Raw genomic sequence first — 19,459 nt, 5'->3', positions numbered from 1 at the left:
TGTTTGGCCATCCTCCCGTAGGGATGGCGAGAAGTAGAGTCGACTGTCAGTCGACTGTCCTTGGTGGGACTGCTGAAATCCACGCGCTGCGGGTGATAGTCGACTGACAGTCGACTCTACCCAGTCGACCCGACCCCGTTGATTCCATACCCCTGTCATGCGGCGATGACCGCCGTAGCTCGTATAGTCGGCCCATGACCACCACCGCCCCAGCCGACCTCCCCGCCATCCTGCACACCCTGCGCAGCGCCTGGCAGGCCCAGCGCCCTTCGCTCGACCAGCGCGACACCGACCTGCGCCGCCTGCGCGAGGCGCTGCAGACGCGCATGGATGAAATGGCCCAGGCCATTGCCGAGGACTTCGGCCACCGCGCCCACGTCGAATCGAAACTGGCCGATGGCATGAGCGTACTGTCGGCCATCGACCACCTGCGTCGCCACCTGCGTCGCTGGTCGAAACCGCAGCGCGTGGGTGCGGGCTGGAAGCTGTGGCCGGCGCGCGCGCAGCTGCGGCCGACGCCGCTGGGTGTGGTCGGGGTGATCTCGCCCTGGAACTACCCGGTCACGCTGGCGCTGGTGCCGCTGGCCACGGCCATCGCCGCCGGCAACCACGTGCTGCTCAAGCCCTCTGAACACACCCCGCGCACCAGCGCGTTCCTGGCCGATCTGCTGGCCGGCGTGTTTCCACCCGAGCGCGTGGCAGTGGTGCAGGGCGGGGCGGACGTGGCGGCGGCGATGTCCTCGCTGCCGCTGGACCATCTGCTGTTCACCGGCTCGACGGCGGTGGGCCGCAAGGTGATGGCCGCCGCGGCCGAGCATCTGGTGCCGCTGACGCTGGAGCTGGGCGGCAAATCCCCGGCGATTGTCTGTCGGGATTTCCCGCTGGAGAAAGCCGCCGCACGCTTGGCCACCGGCAAGTGGTTCAACGCGGGCCAGACCTGCATCGCGCCGGACTACGTGCTGATCGACACCGCGCGCCAGCGCGAGTTCGTGCAGGCGCTGCAGCAGCAGGTGCGCGAGCGCTATGGGGATTTCAGCGACGCCGGCGATTACACCCGCATCATCAACGAGGGCCAGTACCAGCGCCTGCAGGGCTATCTGGCGCAGGCGCGCGAGCGCGGCGTGCCGGTTATCCCGCTGGCGCAGGTGGATGCCGCGCGTGCCGACCGCGAGCGCCTGCTGGTGCCCACCGTGGTGCTGGACCCGCCGGACGACCTGGACCTGATGCGCGAGGAGATCTTCGGGCCGATCCTGCCGGTGCGCGCCTACCCGGACCTGGAGGCGGCGCTGGCCGATGTGCTGTCGCGCGACCGGCCGTTGGCGCTGTATCCCTTCAGCCATGACACGGCCACGGTGGAGCGCATCCTTGGCCAGGTGGTGGCCGGTGGGGTGACGGTCAACGACACGCTGCTGCATTTCGCCGCCGATGGCCTGCCGTTTGGCGGGGTGGGGGCCAGTGGCATGGGCGCCTACCACGGCCGGGCCGGGTTCGATGCGATGAGCCGGCGCCTGCCGGTGCTGTGGCAGTCGCGGTGGGCGGCCAGTGACCGGCTGCGGCCGCCGTATTCCAGGATTGCGGGTTTGTTGCGGTTCCTGCTGCGGTGAAGCCACGCATGGCGTGGCTCTACTGGGGCATCGCCGCCGGGCATGGCCCGGCACGACCGGTAGGTGCCAACCTTGGTTGGCACACGGGAAATCGACGCGCCAACCGAGTTTGGCACCTGCCAAAGCGGCGGCGGGTAGAATGCCCACATGAAAATCGCCTCGTGGAACGTCAACTCGCTCAATGTCCGCCTGCCGCACCTGCAGCAGTGGCTCAAGGACTTCGGTCCGGACATCGTCGGTATCCAGGAAACCAAGCTGGAGGACCACAAGTTCCCCGATTCGGCGTTGGCTGAAGCTGGCTACCGCAGCGTGTTCGCCGGCCAGAAGACCTACAACGGCGTGGCCCTGCTGTCGCGTGAGCCGGCGCAGGACGTGCAGATCGGCATTCCCGGTTTCGAGGACGAACAGAAGCGCGTCATTGCCGGTACCTTCGGCGATCTGCGGGTGATCAACCTGTACGTGGTCAACGGCCAGGACATCGGCACCGACAAGTACGCCTACAAGCTGCGCTGGCTGGAAGCGGTGCATGCCTGGATCGCGCAGGAACTGCAGCGCCATCCGAAGCTGATCGTGATGGGTGACTTCAACATCGCCCCGGACGCGCGCGACGTGCATGACCCGGAGGTCTGGAACGAGAACCACATCCTGACCTCCAGCGCCGAGCGCGGCGCGCTGGAAAAGCTGCTGCAGCTGGGCCTGCACGATGGCTTCCGACTGCACAACGACGAGGCCGGCGTGTTCAGCTGGTGGGATTACCGCGCGGCCGGCTTCCGTCGCAACCTGGGCCTGCGCATCGACCTGACTCTGGTCTCGGACGCGCTGAAGGGCGGCGCCGTGGCCTCGGGCATCGACCGCGAGCCGCGGACCTGGGAACGCCCGAGCGACCATGCGCCGGCGTGGGTCGAGATCGGTTGAGCGAACGGGGCCCGACGAATGCCGGGCCCCGTGTTGATGCGTCTGCCGGCCAGCGGCCGGCACGACCGCTGTTTCATCGGATGCTCTTGCGGGTGAACAGATTGACGATGGCCAGCAGGATGACCGCGCCGATCAACGAGAACAGGAACGTGCGGATCGTGATGGCTTCATTGATGCCACCGCCGAACAGCCAGCCGGCAATCAGCGCGCCGACGATGCCCACCACGACGTTGAGGATGATGCCCTGCTGGGCGTCGCGACGCATGATGATGCTGGCCAGCCAGCCCACGATGCCGCCAACGATCAGCCAGATGATGATGCCCATGAACGTGACCTCTGGAAGGGGAAGGGACGGGTACCAGTTGACCCGCAGTGCCGTGAAACCGTCGTGCAATCCCGTGACGGGCGCGTGCGGATGAGCCTGCCAGCCACCCTCGACGGCCCCTGGCGCTTCGGCCCGGTGACGGTCTGGCGCTGCCCGCATGTGCCCGGCCAGCGCGGCGAGCCGCAGGCCCGGCAGGTGCTGGCGCAGGCGCTGGGCGGCGAACCCGGTGCCCTGCCGCTGGTGCGCGACGACAAGGGCCGGCCGGAGCTGGCCGGCGCGCTGGCCCACTACGGCACCGGCTGGAGCCACAGCGGCGAGGTGCTGCTGGTGGCGCTGGGCGAGGGCGTGCGGCTGGGTGTGGACCTGGAACTGCTGCGCCCGCGCCCGCGCCTGCTGGAAATCATCCAGCGCTTCTTCCACCCCGACGAGGTGACCTGGCTGGAAGGGTTGGCCGCCGACGAGCGCGAACACTGGTTCTTCCGGGTGTGGTGCGCCAAGGAAGCGCTGCTCAAGGCGCACGGGCAGGGCATCTCCTTCGGCCTGCACCGCCTGCAGCTGGCCCCCGGCGACGATGGCGCCCTGCACCTGCGCTGGTGCGACGCCGAACTGGGCCACGCCGAGCGCTGGCACCTGCACGAATGGCAGGCCAGCGGCCAGTTCCGCGCCGCATTGGCCTGGCGTGCCGAATGATGCCGCGCAGTGAAAGCGGCGAACCGGCGGGCAAAACCGGCGATAATGCCCGCATGAGCGAACACGATCTTCCCGCCGGCGTGGCCTCCACGCTGGAACAGGGCCTGGCCAGCATGGGCCTGGCGGCCGCATTGGCGCCGCCGCTGCTGCGCTACCTGGCGCTGCTGCACCGCTGGAACGGCACCTACAACCTCACCGCCATCCGTGATCCGCAGGAAATGGTCACCCGCCACCTGCTCGATTCGCTGGCGATGCAGCCGTTCGTGGCCGATGGCAGCCTGGCCGATCTCGGTACCGGCCCCGGCCTGCCGGGCATCCCGCTGGCCATCGCCTGCCCGGGCCTGCAGGTCACCCTGGTGGAGAGCAACGGCAAGAAGGCGCGCTTCATGCGCGAAGCCGTACGCCAGCTGGGCCTGGGCAATGCACGCGTGGCCGAATCGCGCGCCGAGGCGCTGGACGAGGCCGGCCGCTACGACCAGCTGACCGCGCGCGCGATGGATACGCTGGCCGGCATCGTCCGCGTCGGTGGCCACCTGTTGCGCCCCGGTGGCGTGCTGCTGGCCATGAAGGGCGTCTACCCGCATGACGAGATCGCGGCCCTGCCGGCAGGCTGGCAGGTGCGCGAGGTGACCCCGCTGAGCGTGCCCGGCCTGGCCGGCGAACGCCATCTGGTCACCGTTACAGGCCCCTGAACCCCGCCGCCAGCCCTTTGCGGAACAACGGGTTGGCGATCCATGATTTCCGCACGGGGCCGGTTGTACGCATAATGACCGGTCCCAGCACACGTCGACGAGGCACACCCGCATGGCCCGCATCATCGCCATCGCCAACCAGAAGGGTGGCGTCGGCAAGACCACGACCGCCGTCAACCTGGCCGCTTCCCTGGCCAACGCACCCAAGCGCGTGCTGTTGGTCGACCTGGATTCACAGGGCAACGCGACCATGGGCAGTGGCGTGGACAAGCGCGAGCTGGTCGCCTCCACCTACGATCTGCTGCTGGGCGAAGCCAATGCCGCCGATGTGCGCGTGGCCACGGCCGAGGGCTACGACCTGCTGCCGGGCAACATCGACCTGACCGCGGCCGAGATCCAGCTGATGGCACAGGAAGAGCGCGAGCAGCGCCTGAAGCGCGCGCTTGCGCCGATCCGCGACGAGTACGATTACATCCTGATCGACTGCCCGCCGGCGCTGTCGCTGCTGACGCTCAACGCGCTGGCCGCCGCCGATTCGGTGCTGGTGCCGATGCAGTGCGAGTACTACGCGCTGGAAGGCCTGAGCGCGCTGGTGGAAACCATCGAAGCGCTGCGCACCAACCTCAACCCGGTGCTGGAGATCGAGGGCGTGCTGCGCACCATGTTCGACGTGCGCAACAACCTTGCCAACGCGGTGTCGGCTGAACTGACCGAGCACTTCGGTGACCGCGTGTTCCGCACCATCGTGCCGCGCAACGTGCGCCTGGCCGAGGCGCCCAGCCACGGCCAGAGCATCGTCGGCTACGACCGCGCCTCGCGCGGTGGCGTGGCCTACCTGGGCCTGGCCGGCGAGATCATCCGCCGCAACAACGAACGCAACAAGGCCGCCAAGGCCGTGGAGACCGCCTGATGACCAGCAAGCCTGCAGCCAAGAAGCGAGGCCTCGGCCGCGGACTGGACGCCCTGCTGGGCCCCAAGGGCGCAGCCAGCCAGGTGCAGGCCACCACTGCGGTCATCGAGCCCCTGCCGGGTGAAGTGCTGCGCAAGCTGGCCGTGGGCCAGCTGCAGCCGGGCAAGTACCAGCCGCGCCGCGAGATGGACGAGGGCAAGCTCGCCGAGCTGGCCGATTCGATCAAGTCGCAGGGCGTGATCCAGCCGATCCTGGTGCGCCAGCTGCCGGCGGGCAACTACGAAATCGTCGCCGGTGAGCGCCGCTGGCGCGCATCGCAGCTGGCCGGGCTGGACGAAGTGCCGGTGGTGGTGCGCGAGCTGGAAGACCGCACCGTCATCGCGATGGCGCTGATCGAGAACATCCAGCGCGAAGACCTCAACCCGCTGGAAGAAGCCGAAGCGCTGCAGCGCCTCATCAGCGAATTCACCCTGACCCACGCCGAGGCCGCAGAGGCCGTCGGCCGCTCGCGCGCGGCGGTGTCCAACCTGCTGCGCCTGCTGGAGCTGCCGGTGGCCATCCGCCTGCTGCTGGAAACCCGCCGCCTTGAAATGGGCCACGCCCGCGCGCTGCTGACCTTGGCCCCGGAACTGGCCGGCAAGCTGGCGCAGGAAGCGGCCGATGAAGGCTGGTCGGTGCGTGAGGTCGAGCGCCGTGCGCAGGCCTTCGCTGCCGGCAAGGTGCCGAGCAACCGCCCGGTGGCTACGCCGAAGGTGCAGCAGGCCGACATCGCCTCGCTGGAAACCGAGCTGTCCGAATCGCTGGGCACCAAGGTGGCCATCAACCACGGCCGCGGCGGCAAGGGCAAGCTGATCATCCACTACACCGATCTGGACACGCTGGACGGCGTGCTGGAAAAGCTGCGCACCCGCCAGGGTTGAGCGCGGCAGCGCTGCAGCAGCGCCCGGCAGGGAAACGCACACGCCGCGGGACGGCTTCGTGCCGCGGCTTATCCAGGGAGCAGGAATGAGCATGGACATCGACGACGTCAGCCCGGGCGGCAGCCCGATCCTGGTGCACACCCGGGAAAAGGACTTCACCCCGGCCCAGGGTGAATCGCACATCGAGGCCATCAGTGCGCACATCGAGCGCCACCTGGGGCCGATCTCGGGCGTACTCCACGAAATCATCTCCGACCTCGTGCACATCGACGTGCACGTGGTGCCGGCCAGCGAGGAGTTCCCGTACCTGCGCCTGGTGACCTCGGGCATGAGCGACCTGCCGATGACCCTGCCCGAAGGTGCGCCCGGCTCGGCGTACATGGAGCTGATGGTGACCCTGCCGGCCGACTGGCCGATCAGCGATGATGCCTTCGAAGACGAGCGCAACTACTGGCCGGTGCGCCTGCTGAAGACGCTGGCACGGCTGCCGCACGAGTACGACACCTGGCTCGGCTTCGGCCACACCATTCCCAACGGCCACCCGGCCGAGCCCTACGCCCCGGGCGTGGGTTTCGATGGCGCCATCGTGCTGCCGCCGGTCACCGCCCCCGAGGGCTTCGGCTCGCTGCAGCTGGACGACGGCAGGACCATCGCGTTCATGTCCATCGTCCCGCTGTACCCGGAGGAGATGGACCTGAAGCTGAAGAAGGACGCCGAGGCCCTGCTGGATCGCTTCGATGCGAAGCACATCCAGGACGTGATCGTGCCGGGTCGGGTAAACGTCGCCAGGAAGCGCTTCGGTTTCTTCTGGGACCGGTAACATCCATCGTCTGAACTTCGTTACAGAGTTTCTGCCATGACCATCCTGCTCACCGGCGCTGCCGGCTTCATCGGTGCCTACACCGCTCGCGCGCTGCTGGAGGCCGGCCAGGCCGTGGTCGGCCTGGACAACTTCAACGATTACTACGACCCGCAGATCAAGCGCGATCGCGTGGCTGCGCTGTGCCCGGGCCTGGACCTGCGCACCCTGGACCTGACCGACCAGCAGGGCCTGGCTGCGCTGTTCGATGAAGTGCAGCCCACCGCGGTGATCCATCTGGCCGCGCAGGCCGGTGTGCGTTATTCGCTGGAAAACCCGCACGCCTACGTCGACAGCAACCTGACCGGCTTCGTCAACATGCTCGAGCTGTGCCGCCACCGTGGCGTGCAGCACCTGGTGTATGCCTCCAGCAGCTCGGTGTATGGCGATTCGGCCACGCCGCCGTTCTCCGAGGACCAGCGCGTGGACCAGCCGCGCTCGCTGTATGCGGCCACCAAGGCCGCCAACGAGCTGATGGCCTACACCTACGCGCAGTTGTACGGCCTGCATGCCACCGGCCTGCGCTTCTTCACCGTGTATGGCCCGTGGGGCCGGCCGGACATGGCGCCGCTGCTGTTCTCGCGCGCGGTGCTGGCCGGACGGCCGATCGATGTGTTCAACGAAGGGCGCATGCAGCGCGACTTCACACATGTTTCCGACATCGTCGCCGGTATTCTCGGCGCCCTCGCGCACCCCGCCGACGGTCCGGTGCCGCACCGGGTGTTCAACCTCGGCAACCACACGCCGGTCGAGCTGGAGCGCTTCATCAGCGTGATCGAGCAGGCCGCCGGCCGCCCCGCGCAGAAGGTCTACAAGCCGATGCAGCCGGGTGACATGGTGCGCACGATGGCCGATACCCGACGCGCGCATGCGGCCTTCGGCTTCGATGCGGTGACCCCGATCGAGCAGGGCCTGCCGCCGGTGGTGCAGTGGTGCCGCGAGTATTTTGGCGACCGTGCCTGAGGATTCATCCTCACGCAGCCGTGTTCATCTTCGGATAACCTCGGCTTCGGAGAATGCGCGGTCTTTGTATCCCTGCTGGCCGAGTGACCCATGAGCCACCCCGAGCTTTCCGTTGTCGTCCCGGTGTTCAACGAGCGCGACAATGTCGCCCCGCTGGTCGGTGAGATCGTGGCCGCGCTGCGCGGCCGTCTGCCGTTCGAGATCATCTATGTGGATGACAATTCCCGCGATGACAGCCTGGCTGTGCTGCAGGGCCTGAAGGCCAGCACGCCCGAACTGCGCGTGCTGCACCATGTCAGCCAGAGCGGGCAGAGCACTGCGGTGCGTACCGGCGTGCGCAACGCCCGCGCGCCGTGGATCGCCACCCTGGACGGTGACGGCCAGAATGACCCGGCCGATATTCCGAAGCTGCTGGCGGCACGGCAGTCGGCCGACGCGCAGGTGAAGCTGTTCGCCGGCTGGCGCGTCAACCGCCAGGACAGTGGCAGCAAGCGCTGGGCCAGCAAGTGGGCCAACGCCATCCGCGCGCGGATGCTGCGCGACGACACTCCCGACACCGGCTGTGGCATCAAGCTGTTCGAGCGCGAGGCCTTCCTGGATCTGCCGTACTTCGACCACATGCACCGCTACCTGCCCGCGCTGATGCAGCGCGCCGGCTGGAAGACCACCAGCGTGCCGGTCAACCACCGCCACCGCACCGCCGGTGTGTCCAAGTACAACAACCTGGGCCGCGCCCTGGTCGGCATCCGCGATCTGCGTGGCGTGGCCTGGCTGATCACCCGCAGCAAGCGCACTGCGGTGGAGGAGCGTTGATGGACCTGGAGCTGCACTGGCTCGACCAGCCGCTGACCTGGCTGTACTGGACCGGCCTGCACGTGACCGGCTGGAAGCTGATCGGCTACACCGGCGCGTTGATGTTCGGTGGCCGCTGGCTGGTGCAGTTCGTGGCTTCCAGGCGCGCCGGCAAGCCGGTCATCCCGCGCCTGTTCTGGTACATGAGCGTGGTCGGCAGCCTGATGACCCTGAGCTACTTCCTGTTTTCGGCCAAGCAGGACTCGGTGGGCGTGCTGCAGAACCTGTTCCCGGCGTTCACCGCCCTGTACAGCCTGCACCTGGACATCAAGCACCGCGGCTGGAAGCGGGACAAGGCCAGCCACTGAGGCCAGGGGTCGGATCCCTGATTTGGGTAGAGTCGACTGTCAGTCGACCTCCGCGCGCAGTGCGGGGTTCTTCGCGAGGACGAAGTGCAGCCGACCAACGGTCGGCTCTACCACGCACCTTCGGCGCTTGGGTCCCGGCCTGCTGCCGGTCCCCGGTCCTGCCTGCTGTGCAGGCAGGACCTTCGTCCCATGCCACGGGCCCTGCACGGTGCGATGATCGGGATCTGCCTTCCCGGGAACCTGTGCTCGTGAAAACCCGCCTCGCCGTAGCTCTGTTGATTGCCCTGTCCGCCCCTGCGCTCGCCCTGGCCGCGCCACCTGTTGCCCCTCCGGCCAGCATGGCCGCTGAATCGGCCGCCGATGCCGCCTTCCGTGCGCTGTACGAGAAGGAGTGGAAGTGGCGCCAGGATGGCGGTGGCGAAGCCAGTGAGGACGAGGATGCGCCGGCCAATGCCACGCGCATGCCCGATGTCGGCCCGGCCGCGCAGCAGGCCCGCCTGAAGGTCTGGGACGAAACCCTGGCCGAGCTGAAGAAGATCGACGTCAAGGCCCTGTCGGCCGACAACCAGGTCAACTACGCGATCTACCGCGACCAGGTGTTCAACCTGGCCGAGGCAGTGCGCCTGCGCACCTACGAGATGCCGTTCAATTCGGATTCCTCGTTCTGGTCCAACCTGTCCTTCATGGCCCGGCGCGAGATGAAGACCGCGCAGGACTACCGCAACTACATCGCTCGATTGAATGACGTGCCGCGCTATTTCGGCCAGCAGACCGACAACATGCGCGCCGGCCTCAAGCGCGGTTTCAGCGTGCCGCGTGCGGTGCTGGACGGCCGCGAGGTGTCCATCGCCACCGTTGCCGAGCTGAAGGATCCGACGACCTCGCCGTTGTACGCGCCGTTCAAGAAGCTGCCCGCCAGCATCCCGGCCGCCGAACAGGCTGCCCTGCGCGAACAGGCCAGCGCCGCCATCGGCGGCAAGGTGGTGCCGGCGTTCCAGCAGCTGCGCACCTTCTTCGTCAGCGAATACGTGCCGCAGGCGCGTACCACGCTGGCCGCCGAAGCCATGCCGGATGGCAAGGCGTTCTACAGGCAGCAGATCCACGAATACACCACGCTGGACCTGTCGCCCGATGAGATCCACCGCATCGGCCTGGGTGAAGTGGCGCGCATCCAGAAGGAGATGAATGCCATCATCCAGCAGGTGCAGTTCAAGGGCAGCTTTGCCGGGTTCCTGACCTTCCTGCGCACCGACCCGCAGTTCTACGCCAAGACCCCGGAAGAGCTGCTGTCGCGCGCGGCATGGATCTCCAAGCGTGCCGATGGCCAGCTCGGCCGTTTCATGACGCTGCCGCGTGCGCGCTTCACCATCGTGCCGGTGCCGCCGGACATCGCCCCGTTCTGGACCGCCGGCCGTGGCGGCATGGGCACCTACTGGGTCAACACCTACGACCTGCCGTCGCGCCCGCTGTACAACCTGCCGGCGCTGACCCTGCATGAGTCCGACCCGGGCCATGCGCTGCAGGGTGCGATCGCCTCCGAGCAGAAGGGCCTGCCCGAGTTCCGCCGCAATGCCTACATCTCCGCCTATGGCGAAGGCTGGGCGCTGTACTGCGAGAAGCTGGGCGTGGAAATGGGCATCTACGAAACCCCGTACGAGGATTTCGGCCGCCTGACCTACGAGATGTGGCGTGCCGCGCGCCTGGTCATCGACACCGGCGTGCACAGCAAGGGCTGGACCCGCGAGCAGGCCATCGCCTACCTGCGCGACCACACCGCGCTGAGCGAGCACGAAGTGACCACCGAAGTGGACCGCTACATCTCCTGGCCGGGCCAGGCGCTGAGCTACAAGCTGGGCGAGATCGCCATCGTGCGCCTGCGCGCGCAGGCCGAGAAGGAGCTGGGCGACACGTTCGACATCAAGGCCTTCCACGACACGATCCTGAAGCAGGGGTCAGTGCCGCTGCCGGTGCTGGAACAGCAGATCCAGGCGTACATCGCCGAGCGCAAGAAGGCCTGACCGGGCACGCCGCCGGGCATGGCCCGGCGCTGCCGGAGTGCACACAGGGGTAGCGCCGGGCCAAGCCCGGCGAGCGCCTGCGATTGTGTAACGGCGCCACCGGCCGCTACCCTCCAGCAGATGATCCGCTTCGTGCGCCGCCGACCGTCGTTCCTGCTCCGCCTGCTGATGCTGGTGGTGGTGGCGTGCGGCACCGTGGGCGGTGCCACCGCGTCGGCGCTGGGCGAACTGCACGAAATGGCCCACCAGGATCATCCGGCTGCGCCGCATGATGCGGGCGGGTTCGAGGCCGGGCACGATCCGGACGATACCAACGCACGCCTGCTGCATGCGCTGGTGCATTGCGGGCATTGCCATGGGCAGGGCGGCGTACTGCCGTTCGCGCTGGCCAGCTGGGAACTGCCAACGCCGCCATCGGCAGCGGCGCCAACCACGGTCGAGCCCGACGTCCGCCCCGCGCCGCTGGAATCGCTGCTGCGCCCTCCGATCCAGGCCTGATCGATCGCCCGCCCTGTGCGGGCCCTCTGATCCTGTCCTGCGTTTTCCGGAGTATTTCCCATGTGGATCCGCCTGGCCGCCTTCGCGGCCCTGGCGATCGCGCCGTGCGTGCACGCACAGGCGCCATCGCCGCTTGACCCGTTGACCCTGGACGCGGCCGTCGACCGCGTCGCCCGCACCCATCCCGACCTGCGCCTGCCCACGCTGCAGCGCCAGGCCGCACAGGCGCGCCTGGACGGCGCCGGCCTCAAACCCGCGCTGGTGTTCGGCGTGGATATCGAGAATGCGCTGGGTACCGGCGCCAACCGCGGTTTCGATGCCACCGAAACGACGGTGACATTGGCCGGCGTGCTTGAGCGTGGCGGCAAGCTTGATGCCCGCCGCGCCGTGGCCCAGGCCAACCTCGATGCACTGGCCCCCCAGCGCGAGATCACCCGCCTGGATCTGCTGGCCGAGACCGCGCGCCGTTATCTGGCCATTTCCGCGGCCAGTGCGCAGTACCGCATTGCGCTGGACGACATCGAACAGCGCCGCCGCGCGGTGGCCGCCGCGCGCCTGCGCCTGCAGGCCGGCGCTTCGCCGGCCTCGACCCTGATGACCGCGCAGGCGGCCCTGGCCCAGGCCGAGCTGGACCGCGACCGCGCCGGGCAGGCCGGGCAAGCGGCACGCATGGCGCTGGCGGCGCTGTGGAATGCGCGCCAGGTGGATTTCGAAGCGGTGACCGGCGACCCGTTGCAGCTGCCGGCCCTGCAACCGTTCCAGGCGCTGGCCACACTGCTGGCGCAGACGCCGGAACTGGCGGTGATCGCCAACGAGGCGCGCGTGCGTGAGGCGCAGCTGCAACTGGCGCGCAGCCAGCAGCGCAGCGATGTGTCGTGGCAGCTGGGGGTACGCCGCCAGCGCGAAAGCGGCGACAACGCCTTCGTGGGCGGCTTCAGCATGCCGCTGGGCAGTGCCCGCCGCGCTGAACCTGAGATCCGCGCAGCGCAGGCCGAACTGGCCATGAGCGCGGTGGAACGCGAGGCACGCGCCCTGCAGCTGTACGCCACCCTGGCCGAAGCGCATGGCCGCTACGCCACCGCGCGGCTTGAGGTGCAGCGCATGGGCAGCGACGTGCTGCCGCAGCTGCAGAAAGCCGAAAAGGCCGCCGAAACCGCCTGGCGTGCCGGTGCCATCAGCTACCTGGAATGGGCGCAGCTGCAGGCCATGCGCATCGAGGCGCGCCAGCGCCAGCTTGATGCCGCCCTGTCGGCACAGACCGCCCTGATCGAAATCCAGCGCCTGAGCGGGCAGCCGCTGCTGGCCACCCCTGCTGAAGGAACCCTGCCATGAAGGCCTCCGATATCCTGATCCGTCTGGCTGCCGTGTCCCTGTTGCTGGCCGCGCTGACCGCGTGTGGTGCCAAAGCACCGCCGGCATCGGCCGCCGCCGATGGCCACGATCATGCCGAAGGTGAAGCCCACGACGACGAAGACGCCGCCGAGCGCACCACCATCACCGCCGCGCAGGCCAGGGAAGCGGGCATCGTCAGCGCCGCCGCAGGCCCGGGCACCATTGCCGACGAGCACGACGTGCAGGGCCTGTTGGCGCCCGTGGATGGCCGCACTGCGCAGGTCACCGCCCGCTTCCCCGGCCCGGTGCGTGCGCTGCGTGCCAACGTCGGCGATCGTGTGCGTGCCGGCCAGCCGCTGGCCAGCATCGACAGCAACCTCAGCCTGACCACCTACAGCGTGGCCGCCCCGATCAGTGGCGTCGTGCTGTCGCGCCTGGTGCAGGTTGGGTCGGTGGCGGGAGAAGGCCAGGTGCTGTTCGAGATCGGCGACCTGTCGCAGCTGTGGGTGGACCTGCACATCTTCGGTGCCGATACCCAGCACATCACTGCCGGTGTACCGGTCACCGTCACCCGCATGACCGATGGGGTCAGCCAGACCACCACGCTCGAACGCGTGCTGCCCGGTACCGCCACTGCCAGCCAGAGCACGGTGGCGCGGGCCAGCGTGGACAACCTCGATGGCCTGTGGCGCCCGGGCGCGGCGGTGCGTGCGCGCATCGTGGTGGCCAGTACCCCGGCCGACATCGTGGTGCCGTTGACGGCCCTGCAGACGCTGGATGGCAAGGACGTGGTGTTCGTCCGCGACGGCGATACCTACACCGCCCGCCCGGTCACGCTGGGTGCACGCGATGCCGGCCAGGTTGCGGTGAAAGCCGGGCTGCGCGCAGGCGAACAGGTGGTGGTCGAGCAGAGCTACACGGTGAAGGCCGATATCGGCAAGGCGGGGGCCAGCCATGAACACTGAGCCCGTTCCACGTCCCGGCGTGCTGGAACGCATCATCGCCGGAGCCATCGCGCACCGCTGGCTGATGCTGGCGCTTACCCTGGTGCTGGTGCTGGTGGGCAGCTGGAGCTTTACCCGGCTGCCGATCGACGCTACGCCGGACATCACCAACGTGCAGGTGCAGGTGAACACCGCTGCGCCGGGCTACTCACCGCTGGAAAGCGAACAGCGCATCACCTATGCGGTGGAAACCGCGATGGCCGGCCTGCCGAAGCTGGACCATGTGCGTTCGCTCTCGCGCTATGGCCTGTCGCAGGTCACGGTTGTGTTCAAGGATGGCACCGACCTCTACTTCGCCCGCCAGCAGGTGGCCGAGCGCCTGCAGCAGGTGCGTTCGCAGATTCCAGCCGGGTTGGACCCGCAGCTGGGGCCGATCGCCACCGGCCTGGGCGAGATCTTCATGTACACCATCGACGCCGATCCCACGGCGCGCAAGGCTGATGGCACGCCTTACACCGCCACAGACCTGCGCACGCTGCAGGACTGGGTGATCCGCCCGCAGCTGCGCAACGTGCCGGGTGTCACCGAGGTCAACACCATCGGTGGCTTCCAGCGGCAGGTGCACATCACACCCGATCCGGCACGGCTGCGCGCGCTGGGCTTCACTCTGGAGGATGTGGCCACCGCGGTCGAGGCCAACAACCAGAATGTCGGCGCCGGTTACATCGAGCGCAATGGCCAGCAGTTCCTGGTGCGCATTCCCGGCCAGGTGGCCGATCTGCAGGAGATCGGCAACATCGTGCTGGACCGCCGCGAAGGCGTGCCGATCCACGTGCATGACGTGGCCGAGGTAGCCGATGGCCCCGAGCTGCGCAGTGGCGCGGCCACGCAGAACGGCCATGAAGTGGTGATGGGAACGGTGGTGATGCTGGTCGGGGCCAACAGCCGTGAGGTGGCGCAGGCTGCGGCGGCCCGGCTGCAGCAGGCACAGGCCAGCCTGCCCAGGGGCGTGACCGTTACGGCCAGCTACGACCGCACCGCACTGGTGGACCGCACCATCCAGACCGTCGCGCGCAACCTGCTGGAAGGCGCGCTGCTGGTGATCGTGGTGCTGTTCGTGCTGCTCGGCAATGTACGCGCGGCATTGATCACGGCAGCGGTCATTCCGCTGGCGATGCTGTTCACGCTCACCGGCATGGCGCGCGGTGGTGTGTCGGCCAACCTGATGAGCCTGGGCGCGCTCGACTTCGGCCTCATCGTCGATGGCGCGGTGATCATCATCGAGAACTGCCTGCGCCGGTTCGGCGAACGCCAGCACGCACTGGGGCGCGACATGACGGTGGCCGAACGCTTTGCCGAAACCGCCAGTGCCACCGCTGAGGTGATCCGGCCCAGCCTGTTCGGCCTGGGCATCATCACCGCGGTGTACCTGCCGATCTTCGCGCTGACCGGCGTGGAAGGAAAAATGTTCCACCCGATGGCGATCACGGTGGTGCTCGCACTGACCGGTGCGATGCTGCTGTGCCTGACCTTCGTACCCGCCGCCATCGCGATGTTTCTCGGTGGCCGCGTGCAGGAGAAGGAAAACCGCCTGATGGCCTGGCTGCGCCGGCGCTACCAGCCGCTGCTGGCGTTCACCCTGCGCCGCGGGGGCTGGGTGGCCGCCGCCGCAGTGCTGCTGGTGCTCGGCTGCGGCGTGCTGGCCACACGGCTGGGCAGTGAATTCGTGCCCAGCCTGGACGAGGGCGATGTGGCCATGCATGCCATGCGCATCCCTGGTACCAGCCTGGCGCAGTCGGTGCAGATGCAGGTGCAGATCGAACGCCGCCTGCTGCAGGTACCGGAAGTGGCCAAGGTCTTTTCCAAGATCGGCACGCCGGAAGTAGCGTCCGACCCGATGCCACCTTCGGTAGCCGATACCTTCATCATGATGAAGCCCCGCAGCCAGTGGCCGGACCCGCGCAAGCCACGGGCCACGCTGCTGGCCGAACTGGAAAAGACTGCCGGACAGCTGCCGGGCAACAACTACGAGTTCACCCAACCGATCCAGATGCGCATGAACGAGCTCATTTCCGGCGTGCGCGCGGATGTGGCGGTGATGCTCTACGGCGATGACCTGGACACGTTGCGTCAGGTCGGCCAGCGCCTGCAGAAGGTGGTATCGGCCGTACCCGGTGCGGCCGATGTGCGGTTGGAGGAGACCAGCGGCCTGCCGCTGCTGACCGTGCTGCCGGACCGGCAGAAGCTGGCCGGTTACGGGCTAAACCCCGGCCAGGTGCAGTCCACCGTGTCCGCGGCCGTCGGTGGCCAGGTGGCCGGGCAGCTGTTCGAGGGCGATCGCCGCTTCGACATCGTGGTGCGTTTGCCGGAGAAGCTGCGGCAGGATCCGGCAGCACTGGCCGACCTGCCCATTTCGCTGGAAACCGCGTTGGCCGGAGGCAATGCCGATGAACTCAGCCGTGGCCAGGGTAGCGGAAGCGGCATGGCCCGCACGGTGCCGCTGCGCGAACTGGCGCGCATCGAGAACAGCGAAGGCCCGAACCAGATCAACCGCGATAATGGCAAGCGCCGCATCGTGGTCAACGCCAATGTGCGCGACCGTGATCTGGGCAGCTTCGTGGCCGAACTGCAGCAGGCGGTACAGGGCAAGGTCGAGCTGCCGGCCGGCTACTGGGTCGATTATGGCGGCAGCTTCCAGCAGTTGATTTCGGCCAGCCAGCGCCTGGCGGTGGTGGTGCCGGTCACGCTGGTGCTGATCTTCGCGCTGCTGTTCTGGGCCTTTGGTTCCGGCCGTGATGCGGCCATCGTGTTCACCGGCGTGCCGCTGGCGCTGACCGGTGGTGTGCTGGCTCTGGCCCTGCGTGGCCTGCCGCTGTCGATCTCGGCGGGCGTGGGCTTCATCGCGTTGTCCGGCGTGGCAGTACTGAATGGACTGGTGATGATCAGCTTCGTGCGCCACCTGCGCGAACAGGGCCGACCGCTGGCCGAGGCTGTCCGCGAAGGTGCGCTGGGCCGGTTGCGGCCGGTGCTGATGACGGCGCTGGTGGCCTCGCTGGGTTTCGTACCGATGGCCTTCAATGTCGGCGCCGGTTCGGAAGTGCAGCGGCCGCTGGCCACGGTGGTGATCGGCGGCATCGTGTCTTCCACGCTGCTCACCCTGCTGGTGTTGCCCGTGCTGTACCGCTGGCTGCACCGTCGCGAGCGCTGACCGGAGGGGTCAGATCCCTTCCGCAGGGAAAGGCGCTGACCCCACCCACTCAAGCGGCTTGTTGCACCGCCGCGCACCATCGGTAAGGATCGGGTTTCGTCACCAGGGAAGGATGGATGAGCGCTCGCATTCCCGCAGCAGGCCTGCTGCTGATTCTGGCCAGCCCCGCCGTCTGCGCCGCCGACGATGTCTACGTGGAGCTGCTGTGGGCGCCGACGCCGGCCGATGCGCTGGCGCGTTCGCAGACGCAGCTGTTCATTGCCGACGGTCAACACGACCACCGCATCTGCGTCGCGGCCAACTTCAAGGACACCGAGGTGGGCGGGCTGCAGATCGATGTCCGCGATGCCAAGGGGGCGCAGGTCTCGCACACGGTCCATCCCGATTACCGCGGCCGCAAGAAGTGCTATGCCGCCGGGCTGGGCAGCACTGGTGAGGCCGGCATGTGGACCGTTGATGCGGTACTGGGCGATGGGCGCCGTGGCAGTGCGCAGATCCGCGTGGACCGCACACTGGAAGCATCACCGCTGTACCTGCGGCATGACCAACCCTATGTGGCGGGACGCCCGAACTACGATGCCTCCATTCCCCCGGCCGAGTGGGTGGGCAAGCTGGTCTGGGCCATGGAGGTGGATGCCGAGGGCAAGGTGACCCATGTCGAGGTGGAGACTGCCGAAGGCGTGGGCGAGCGCCTGCGCGACCGCGCGCTGGCGGCGGGCTGGCTGACCCGGTTCGGCCCGGACCCGGCGCGCGCGCAGACGCCGCTGCGCTGGCGTCACACGCTGGAATTTGCCCCCGACTGAGGCTGCGGGCCGTAGAGCCGAGCCCATGCTCGGCTGGTTTCCTGTCATGAGCCGAGCGTGGGCCCGGCTCTGCAGCAGACGTCATGGCAGCTTCGCGATTACCTTGATCTCGAACTGGAACCCATACAGCCAGGTCACGCCGATGCCGGTCAGGGTCGGGTGCGGTGCTTCGCCCCAGTACTCGGGCACGATCGCCCAGGCCTTCTCGAAGTTCGTTTCCGGGTCGACCATGAACACGGTCACGTCGATCACGTCAACGAAGCTGCAGCCGGCGGCGGCCAGCACCGCGTTGAGGTTGTCGAAGGCACGGCGCACCTGGGTTTCGAAATCCGGTTCGGGCGAACCGTCCTCGCGGCTGCCGACCTGGCCGGAGACGAACAGGAAACCATTGCTGCGGATGGCGGGCGAGTAGCGGTTGCGCTCGTACAGGGCCTGGCGGCCGGCGGGGAAAACGACGTCGCGGTGGGTCATGGGGAGACTCCAGGGAGAAGGTCTCCATCTTCCGCGTCGCATCTGTCTGGATAAACGGCAATGATCGGCCTAGATTGATTGTCAATTCCAAACAATCACGGGTCAGCCATGGACCGTTTCGAGGCGATGCGCGCCTTCGCCCGCGTGGTGGAAACCGGCAGCTTCACCCGCGCCGCGCACACCCTGCAGGTCAGCCGCACCACCGTGACCCAGCTGGTGCAGCAGCTGGAAGCGCACCTGCGGTTGCGCCTGCTCAACCGCACCACGCGGCGGGTCAGCGTCACCGCCGATGGCGCGGCGTACTACCCGCGCATCGCGCGCCTGCTGGCCGAGCTGGAAGAGGTGGAGGGCGGCCTAGGCGATGCGGCCAGCCAGCCGCGTGGGCGCCTGCGCATCGATGTGCCCGGCCCGTATGCGCGGCTGCGGCTGGTGCCGGCGCTGCCGGATTTCCATGCGCGCTATCCGGACATCCAGCTGGACATCGGCGTCAGCGACCGCGAGGTCGATGTCATCGCCGACAACGTGGACTGCGTGATCCGCGGCGGTGCGCCGGCCGATCCGGCGCTGGTTGCGCGTCCGCTGGCCAGCCTGTCGATCGGCTTCCACGCCAGCCCCGCCTATCTGCAGCGCTTCGGTGTGCCCGCGCACCCGCGCGCGCTGGACGGGCCGGACCATCACTTGGTCGGCTTCCTCAGCCCGCGCACCGGTCGCGCGCGCGCGTTCATCGCCCAGCGCGGTGATGAGCGCATTGAAGTGCAGGGCCGCCATGCGGTGGGCTTCGATGATGGCAATGCCTACCTGGCCGCCGGCGTGGCGGGCCTGGGCGTGGTCGCGCTGCCGAGCTACATGGCGGCGCCGCACGAGGCCAGCGGTGAACTGCGGCCAGTGCTGCAGGACTGGCAGCTGCCGCCGATGCCGATGCACGTGATGTTTCCGCCGAACCGGCATATGAGCCAGCGCCTGCGGGTGTTCATTGACTGGGTGGTGGAGGTGCTGGGCTGACACGCGTTGTTGTAGCGCCGAGCCCACGCTCGGCTGCTCTTCGCGGATTCCCACGAAAACTGCGTTGCGCGCGTCAGCCGAGCATGGGCTCGGCTCTACAGGGTGGATTGCAACTGTTCCTAGGTCGATGGCGCCACCCTTCGTG

18 protein-coding genes and 1 pseudogene are annotated in these 19,459 nt (G+C 68.2%); 17 read left to right on the top strand and 2 right to left on the bottom strand.

Translation table 11 applies throughout. The annotated features are described in order from the left end of the window. Positions 1 to 194: 194 nt before the first annotated feature. Together VER16_RS07700 and xth are read left to right on the top strand one after the other, a co-directional pair. Entirely contained in the window at positions 195 to 1,604 is a 1,410-nt protein-coding gene (locus tag VER16_RS07700; protein ID WP_324806871.1) for a coniferyl aldehyde dehydrogenase, read from the top strand. 147 nt (positions 1,605 to 1,751) lie between these two features. Continuing rightward, positions 1,752 to 2,519: an exodeoxyribonuclease III gene (xth, locus tag VER16_RS07695; RefSeq protein WP_324806869.1), complete on the top strand. Its 768-nt coding sequence runs from the start codon at positions 1,752 to 1,754 to the stop codon at positions 2,517 to 2,519. Positions 2,520 to 2,592: 73 nt separating this feature from the next. Here the strand turns inward: xth and VER16_RS07690 are convergent, their stop codons facing one another. Further along, positions 2,593 to 2,844 (bottom strand): GlsB/YeaQ/YmgE family stress response membrane protein, encoded by a 252-nt coding sequence (locus VER16_RS07690; RefSeq protein ID WP_308157862.1) that lies wholly within the window; start codon positions 2,842 to 2,844, stop codon positions 2,593 to 2,595. Positions 2,845 to 2,934: 90 nt separating this feature from the next. Here VER16_RS07690 and VER16_RS07685 point away from each other — a divergent pair, with 90 nt between their 5' ends. From VER16_RS07685 to VER16_RS07620, 14 genes and pseudogenes are all read left to right on the top strand, one after another. Then, positions 2,935 to 3,534 carry a 4'-phosphopantetheinyl transferase family protein gene (locus tag VER16_RS07685; protein WP_324806865.1) on the top strand — a complete coding sequence of 200 codons (600 nt, stop codon included), beginning with the start codon at positions 2,935 to 2,937 and terminating at the stop codon, positions 3,532 to 3,534. Between the two features lie 53 nt (positions 3,535 to 3,587). After that, a complete protein-coding gene (gene rsmG, locus VER16_RS07680; RefSeq protein WP_324806864.1) occupies positions 3,588 to 4,226 on the top strand; it encodes a 16S rRNA (guanine(527)-N(7))-methyltransferase RsmG in 639 nt (212 codons plus the stop codon). Between the two features lie 112 nt (positions 4,227 to 4,338). Then, positions 4,339 to 5,136 carry a ParA family protein gene (locus VER16_RS07675; protein ID WP_324806862.1) on the top strand — a complete coding sequence of 266 codons (798 nt, stop codon included), beginning with the start codon at positions 4,339 to 4,341 and terminating at the stop codon, positions 5,134 to 5,136. Continuing rightward, the gene (locus tag VER16_RS07670; RefSeq protein WP_324806860.1) at positions 5,136 to 6,056 is read left to right on the top strand and encodes a ParB/RepB/Spo0J family partition protein; all 921 of its coding nucleotides are present in this window, start codon (positions 5,136 to 5,138) and stop codon (positions 6,054 to 6,056) included. The genes VER16_RS07675 and VER16_RS07670 overlap by 1 nt, the downstream gene beginning before the upstream one ends. Before the next feature lie 85 nt (positions 6,057 to 6,141). After that, positions 6,142 to 6,876: a suppressor of fused domain protein gene (locus VER16_RS07665; protein ID WP_324806858.1), complete on the top strand. Its 735-nt coding sequence runs from the start codon at positions 6,142 to 6,144 to the stop codon at positions 6,874 to 6,876. Positions 6,877 to 6,912: 36 nt separating this feature from the next. Further along, the gene (locus VER16_RS07660) at positions 6,913 to 7,878 is read left to right on the top strand and encodes an NAD-dependent epimerase/dehydratase family protein (protein ID WP_324806857.1); all 966 of its coding nucleotides are present in this window, start codon (positions 6,913 to 6,915) and stop codon (positions 7,876 to 7,878) included. Between the two features lie 90 nt (positions 7,879 to 7,968). After that, the gene (locus VER16_RS07655; RefSeq protein WP_324806856.1) at positions 7,969 to 8,691 is read left to right on the top strand and encodes a glycosyltransferase family 2 protein; all 723 of its coding nucleotides are present in this window, start codon (positions 7,969 to 7,971) and stop codon (positions 8,689 to 8,691) included. Next, positions 8,691 to 9,038 (top strand): lipid-A-disaccharide synthase N-terminal domain-containing protein, encoded by a 348-nt coding sequence (locus VER16_RS07650; protein WP_324806854.1) that lies wholly within the window; start codon positions 8,691 to 8,693, stop codon positions 9,036 to 9,038. The genes VER16_RS07655 and VER16_RS07650 overlap by 1 nt, the downstream gene beginning before the upstream one ends. A 248-nt stretch (positions 9,039 to 9,286) precedes the next feature. Further along, positions 9,287 to 11,056, top strand: coding sequence for a DUF885 domain-containing protein (locus VER16_RS07645; protein ID WP_324806852.1), 1,770 nt, complete (start codon positions 9,287 to 9,289; stop codon positions 11,054 to 11,056). A gap of 132 nt (positions 11,057 to 11,188) precedes the next feature. Continuing rightward, a complete protein-coding gene (locus VER16_RS07640) occupies positions 11,189 to 11,554 on the top strand; it encodes a hypothetical protein (protein ID WP_324806850.1) in 366 nt (121 codons plus the stop codon). 60 nt (positions 11,555 to 11,614) lie between these two features. Beyond that, positions 11,615 to 12,886, top strand: a complete 1,272-nt coding sequence (locus VER16_RS07635; RefSeq protein WP_324806848.1) for a TolC family protein — start codon at positions 11,615 to 11,617, stop codon at positions 12,884 to 12,886. After that, positions 12,883 to 13,851: an efflux RND transporter periplasmic adaptor subunit gene (locus VER16_RS07630; RefSeq protein ID WP_324806846.1), complete on the top strand. Its 969-nt coding sequence runs from the start codon at positions 12,883 to 12,885 to the stop codon at positions 13,849 to 13,851. Before VER16_RS07635 ends, VER16_RS07630 begins: the two co-directional genes overlap by 4 nt. A 19-nt stretch (positions 13,852 to 13,870) precedes the next feature. Next, positions 13,871 to 17,081: pseudogene (locus VER16_RS07625) on the top strand (efflux RND transporter permease subunit); the annotation flags it as partial. 73 nt (positions 17,082 to 17,154) lie between these two features. Next, on the top strand, positions 17,155 to 17,841 hold the full coding sequence (locus VER16_RS07620; protein WP_324806844.1) for a hypothetical protein: 687 nt from the start codon (positions 17,155 to 17,157) through the stop codon (positions 17,839 to 17,841). An 81-nt stretch (positions 17,842 to 17,922) separates the two neighbouring features. Here the strand turns inward: VER16_RS07620 and VER16_RS07615 are convergent, their stop codons facing one another. Continuing rightward, positions 17,923 to 18,312 (bottom strand): RidA family protein, encoded by a 390-nt coding sequence (locus VER16_RS07615; RefSeq protein ID WP_324806842.1) that lies wholly within the window; start codon positions 18,310 to 18,312, stop codon positions 17,923 to 17,925. 108 nt (positions 18,313 to 18,420) lie between these two features. Here VER16_RS07615 and VER16_RS07610 point away from each other — a divergent pair, with 108 nt between their 5' ends. Then, positions 18,421 to 19,314: a LysR family transcriptional regulator gene (locus VER16_RS07610; RefSeq protein ID WP_324806840.1), complete on the top strand. Its 894-nt coding sequence runs from the start codon at positions 18,421 to 18,423 to the stop codon at positions 19,312 to 19,314. Positions 19,315 to 19,459 lie beyond the last annotated feature (145 nt).

The organism is Stenotrophomonas sp. (assembly GCF_035634915.1).
Classification (GTDB): domain Bacteria; phylum Pseudomonadota; class Gammaproteobacteria; order Xanthomonadales; family Xanthomonadaceae; genus Stenotrophomonas.
The sequence above is the reverse complement of the archived record's forward strand: the minus strand, read 5'-3'. Positions and strand labels throughout refer to the sequence as shown.

What these genes read in the sequence shown, in the direction of transcription:
- VER16_RS07610 (WP_324806840.1), top strand. Translation starts at nt 18,421, where the DNA reads ATGGACCGTTTCGAGGCGATGCGCGCCTTCGCCCGCGTGGTGGAAACC.
- VER16_RS07700 (WP_324806871.1), top strand. Translation starts at nt 195, where the DNA reads ATGACCACCACCGCCCCAGCCGACCTCCCCGCCATCCTGCACACCCTG.
- rsmG (WP_324806864.1), top strand. Translation starts at nt 3,588, where the DNA reads ATGAGCGAACACGATCTTCCCGCCGGCGTGGCCTCCACGCTGGAACAG.
- VER16_RS07690 (WP_308157862.1), bottom strand. Translation starts at nt 2,844, where the DNA reads ATGGGCATCATCATCTGGCTGATCGTTGGCGGCATCGTGGGCTGGCTG.
- VER16_RS07620 (WP_324806844.1), top strand. Translation starts at nt 17,155, where the DNA reads ATGAGCGCTCGCATTCCCGCAGCAGGCCTGCTGCTGATTCTGGCCAGC.
- VER16_RS07675 (WP_324806862.1), top strand. Translation starts at nt 4,339, where the DNA reads ATGGCCCGCATCATCGCCATCGCCAACCAGAAGGGTGGCGTCGGCAAG.
- VER16_RS07630 (WP_324806846.1), top strand. Translation starts at nt 12,883, where the DNA reads ATGAAGGCCTCCGATATCCTGATCCGTCTGGCTGCCGTGTCCCTGTTG.
- VER16_RS07635 (WP_324806848.1), top strand. Translation starts at nt 11,615, where the DNA reads ATGTGGATCCGCCTGGCCGCCTTCGCGGCCCTGGCGATCGCGCCGTGC.
- xth (WP_324806869.1), top strand. Translation starts at nt 1,752, where the DNA reads ATGAAAATCGCCTCGTGGAACGTCAACTCGCTCAATGTCCGCCTGCCG.
- VER16_RS07650 (WP_324806854.1), top strand. Translation starts at nt 8,691, where the DNA reads ATGGACCTGGAGCTGCACTGGCTCGACCAGCCGCTGACCTGGCTGTAC.
- VER16_RS07670 (WP_324806860.1), top strand. Translation starts at nt 5,136, where the DNA reads ATGACCAGCAAGCCTGCAGCCAAGAAGCGAGGCCTCGGCCGCGGACTG.
- VER16_RS07655 (WP_324806856.1), top strand. Translation starts at nt 7,969, where the DNA reads ATGAGCCACCCCGAGCTTTCCGTTGTCGTCCCGGTGTTCAACGAGCGC.
- VER16_RS07615 (WP_324806842.1), bottom strand. Translation starts at nt 18,312, where the DNA reads ATGACCCACCGCGACGTCGTTTTCCCCGCCGGCCGCCAGGCCCTGTAC.
- VER16_RS07665 (WP_324806858.1), top strand. Translation starts at nt 6,142, where the DNA reads ATGAGCATGGACATCGACGACGTCAGCCCGGGCGGCAGCCCGATCCTG.
- VER16_RS07685 (WP_324806865.1), top strand. Translation starts at nt 2,935, where the DNA reads ATGAGCCTGCCAGCCACCCTCGACGGCCCCTGGCGCTTCGGCCCGGTG.
- VER16_RS07660 (WP_324806857.1), top strand. Translation starts at nt 6,913, where the DNA reads ATGACCATCCTGCTCACCGGCGCTGCCGGCTTCATCGGTGCCTACACC.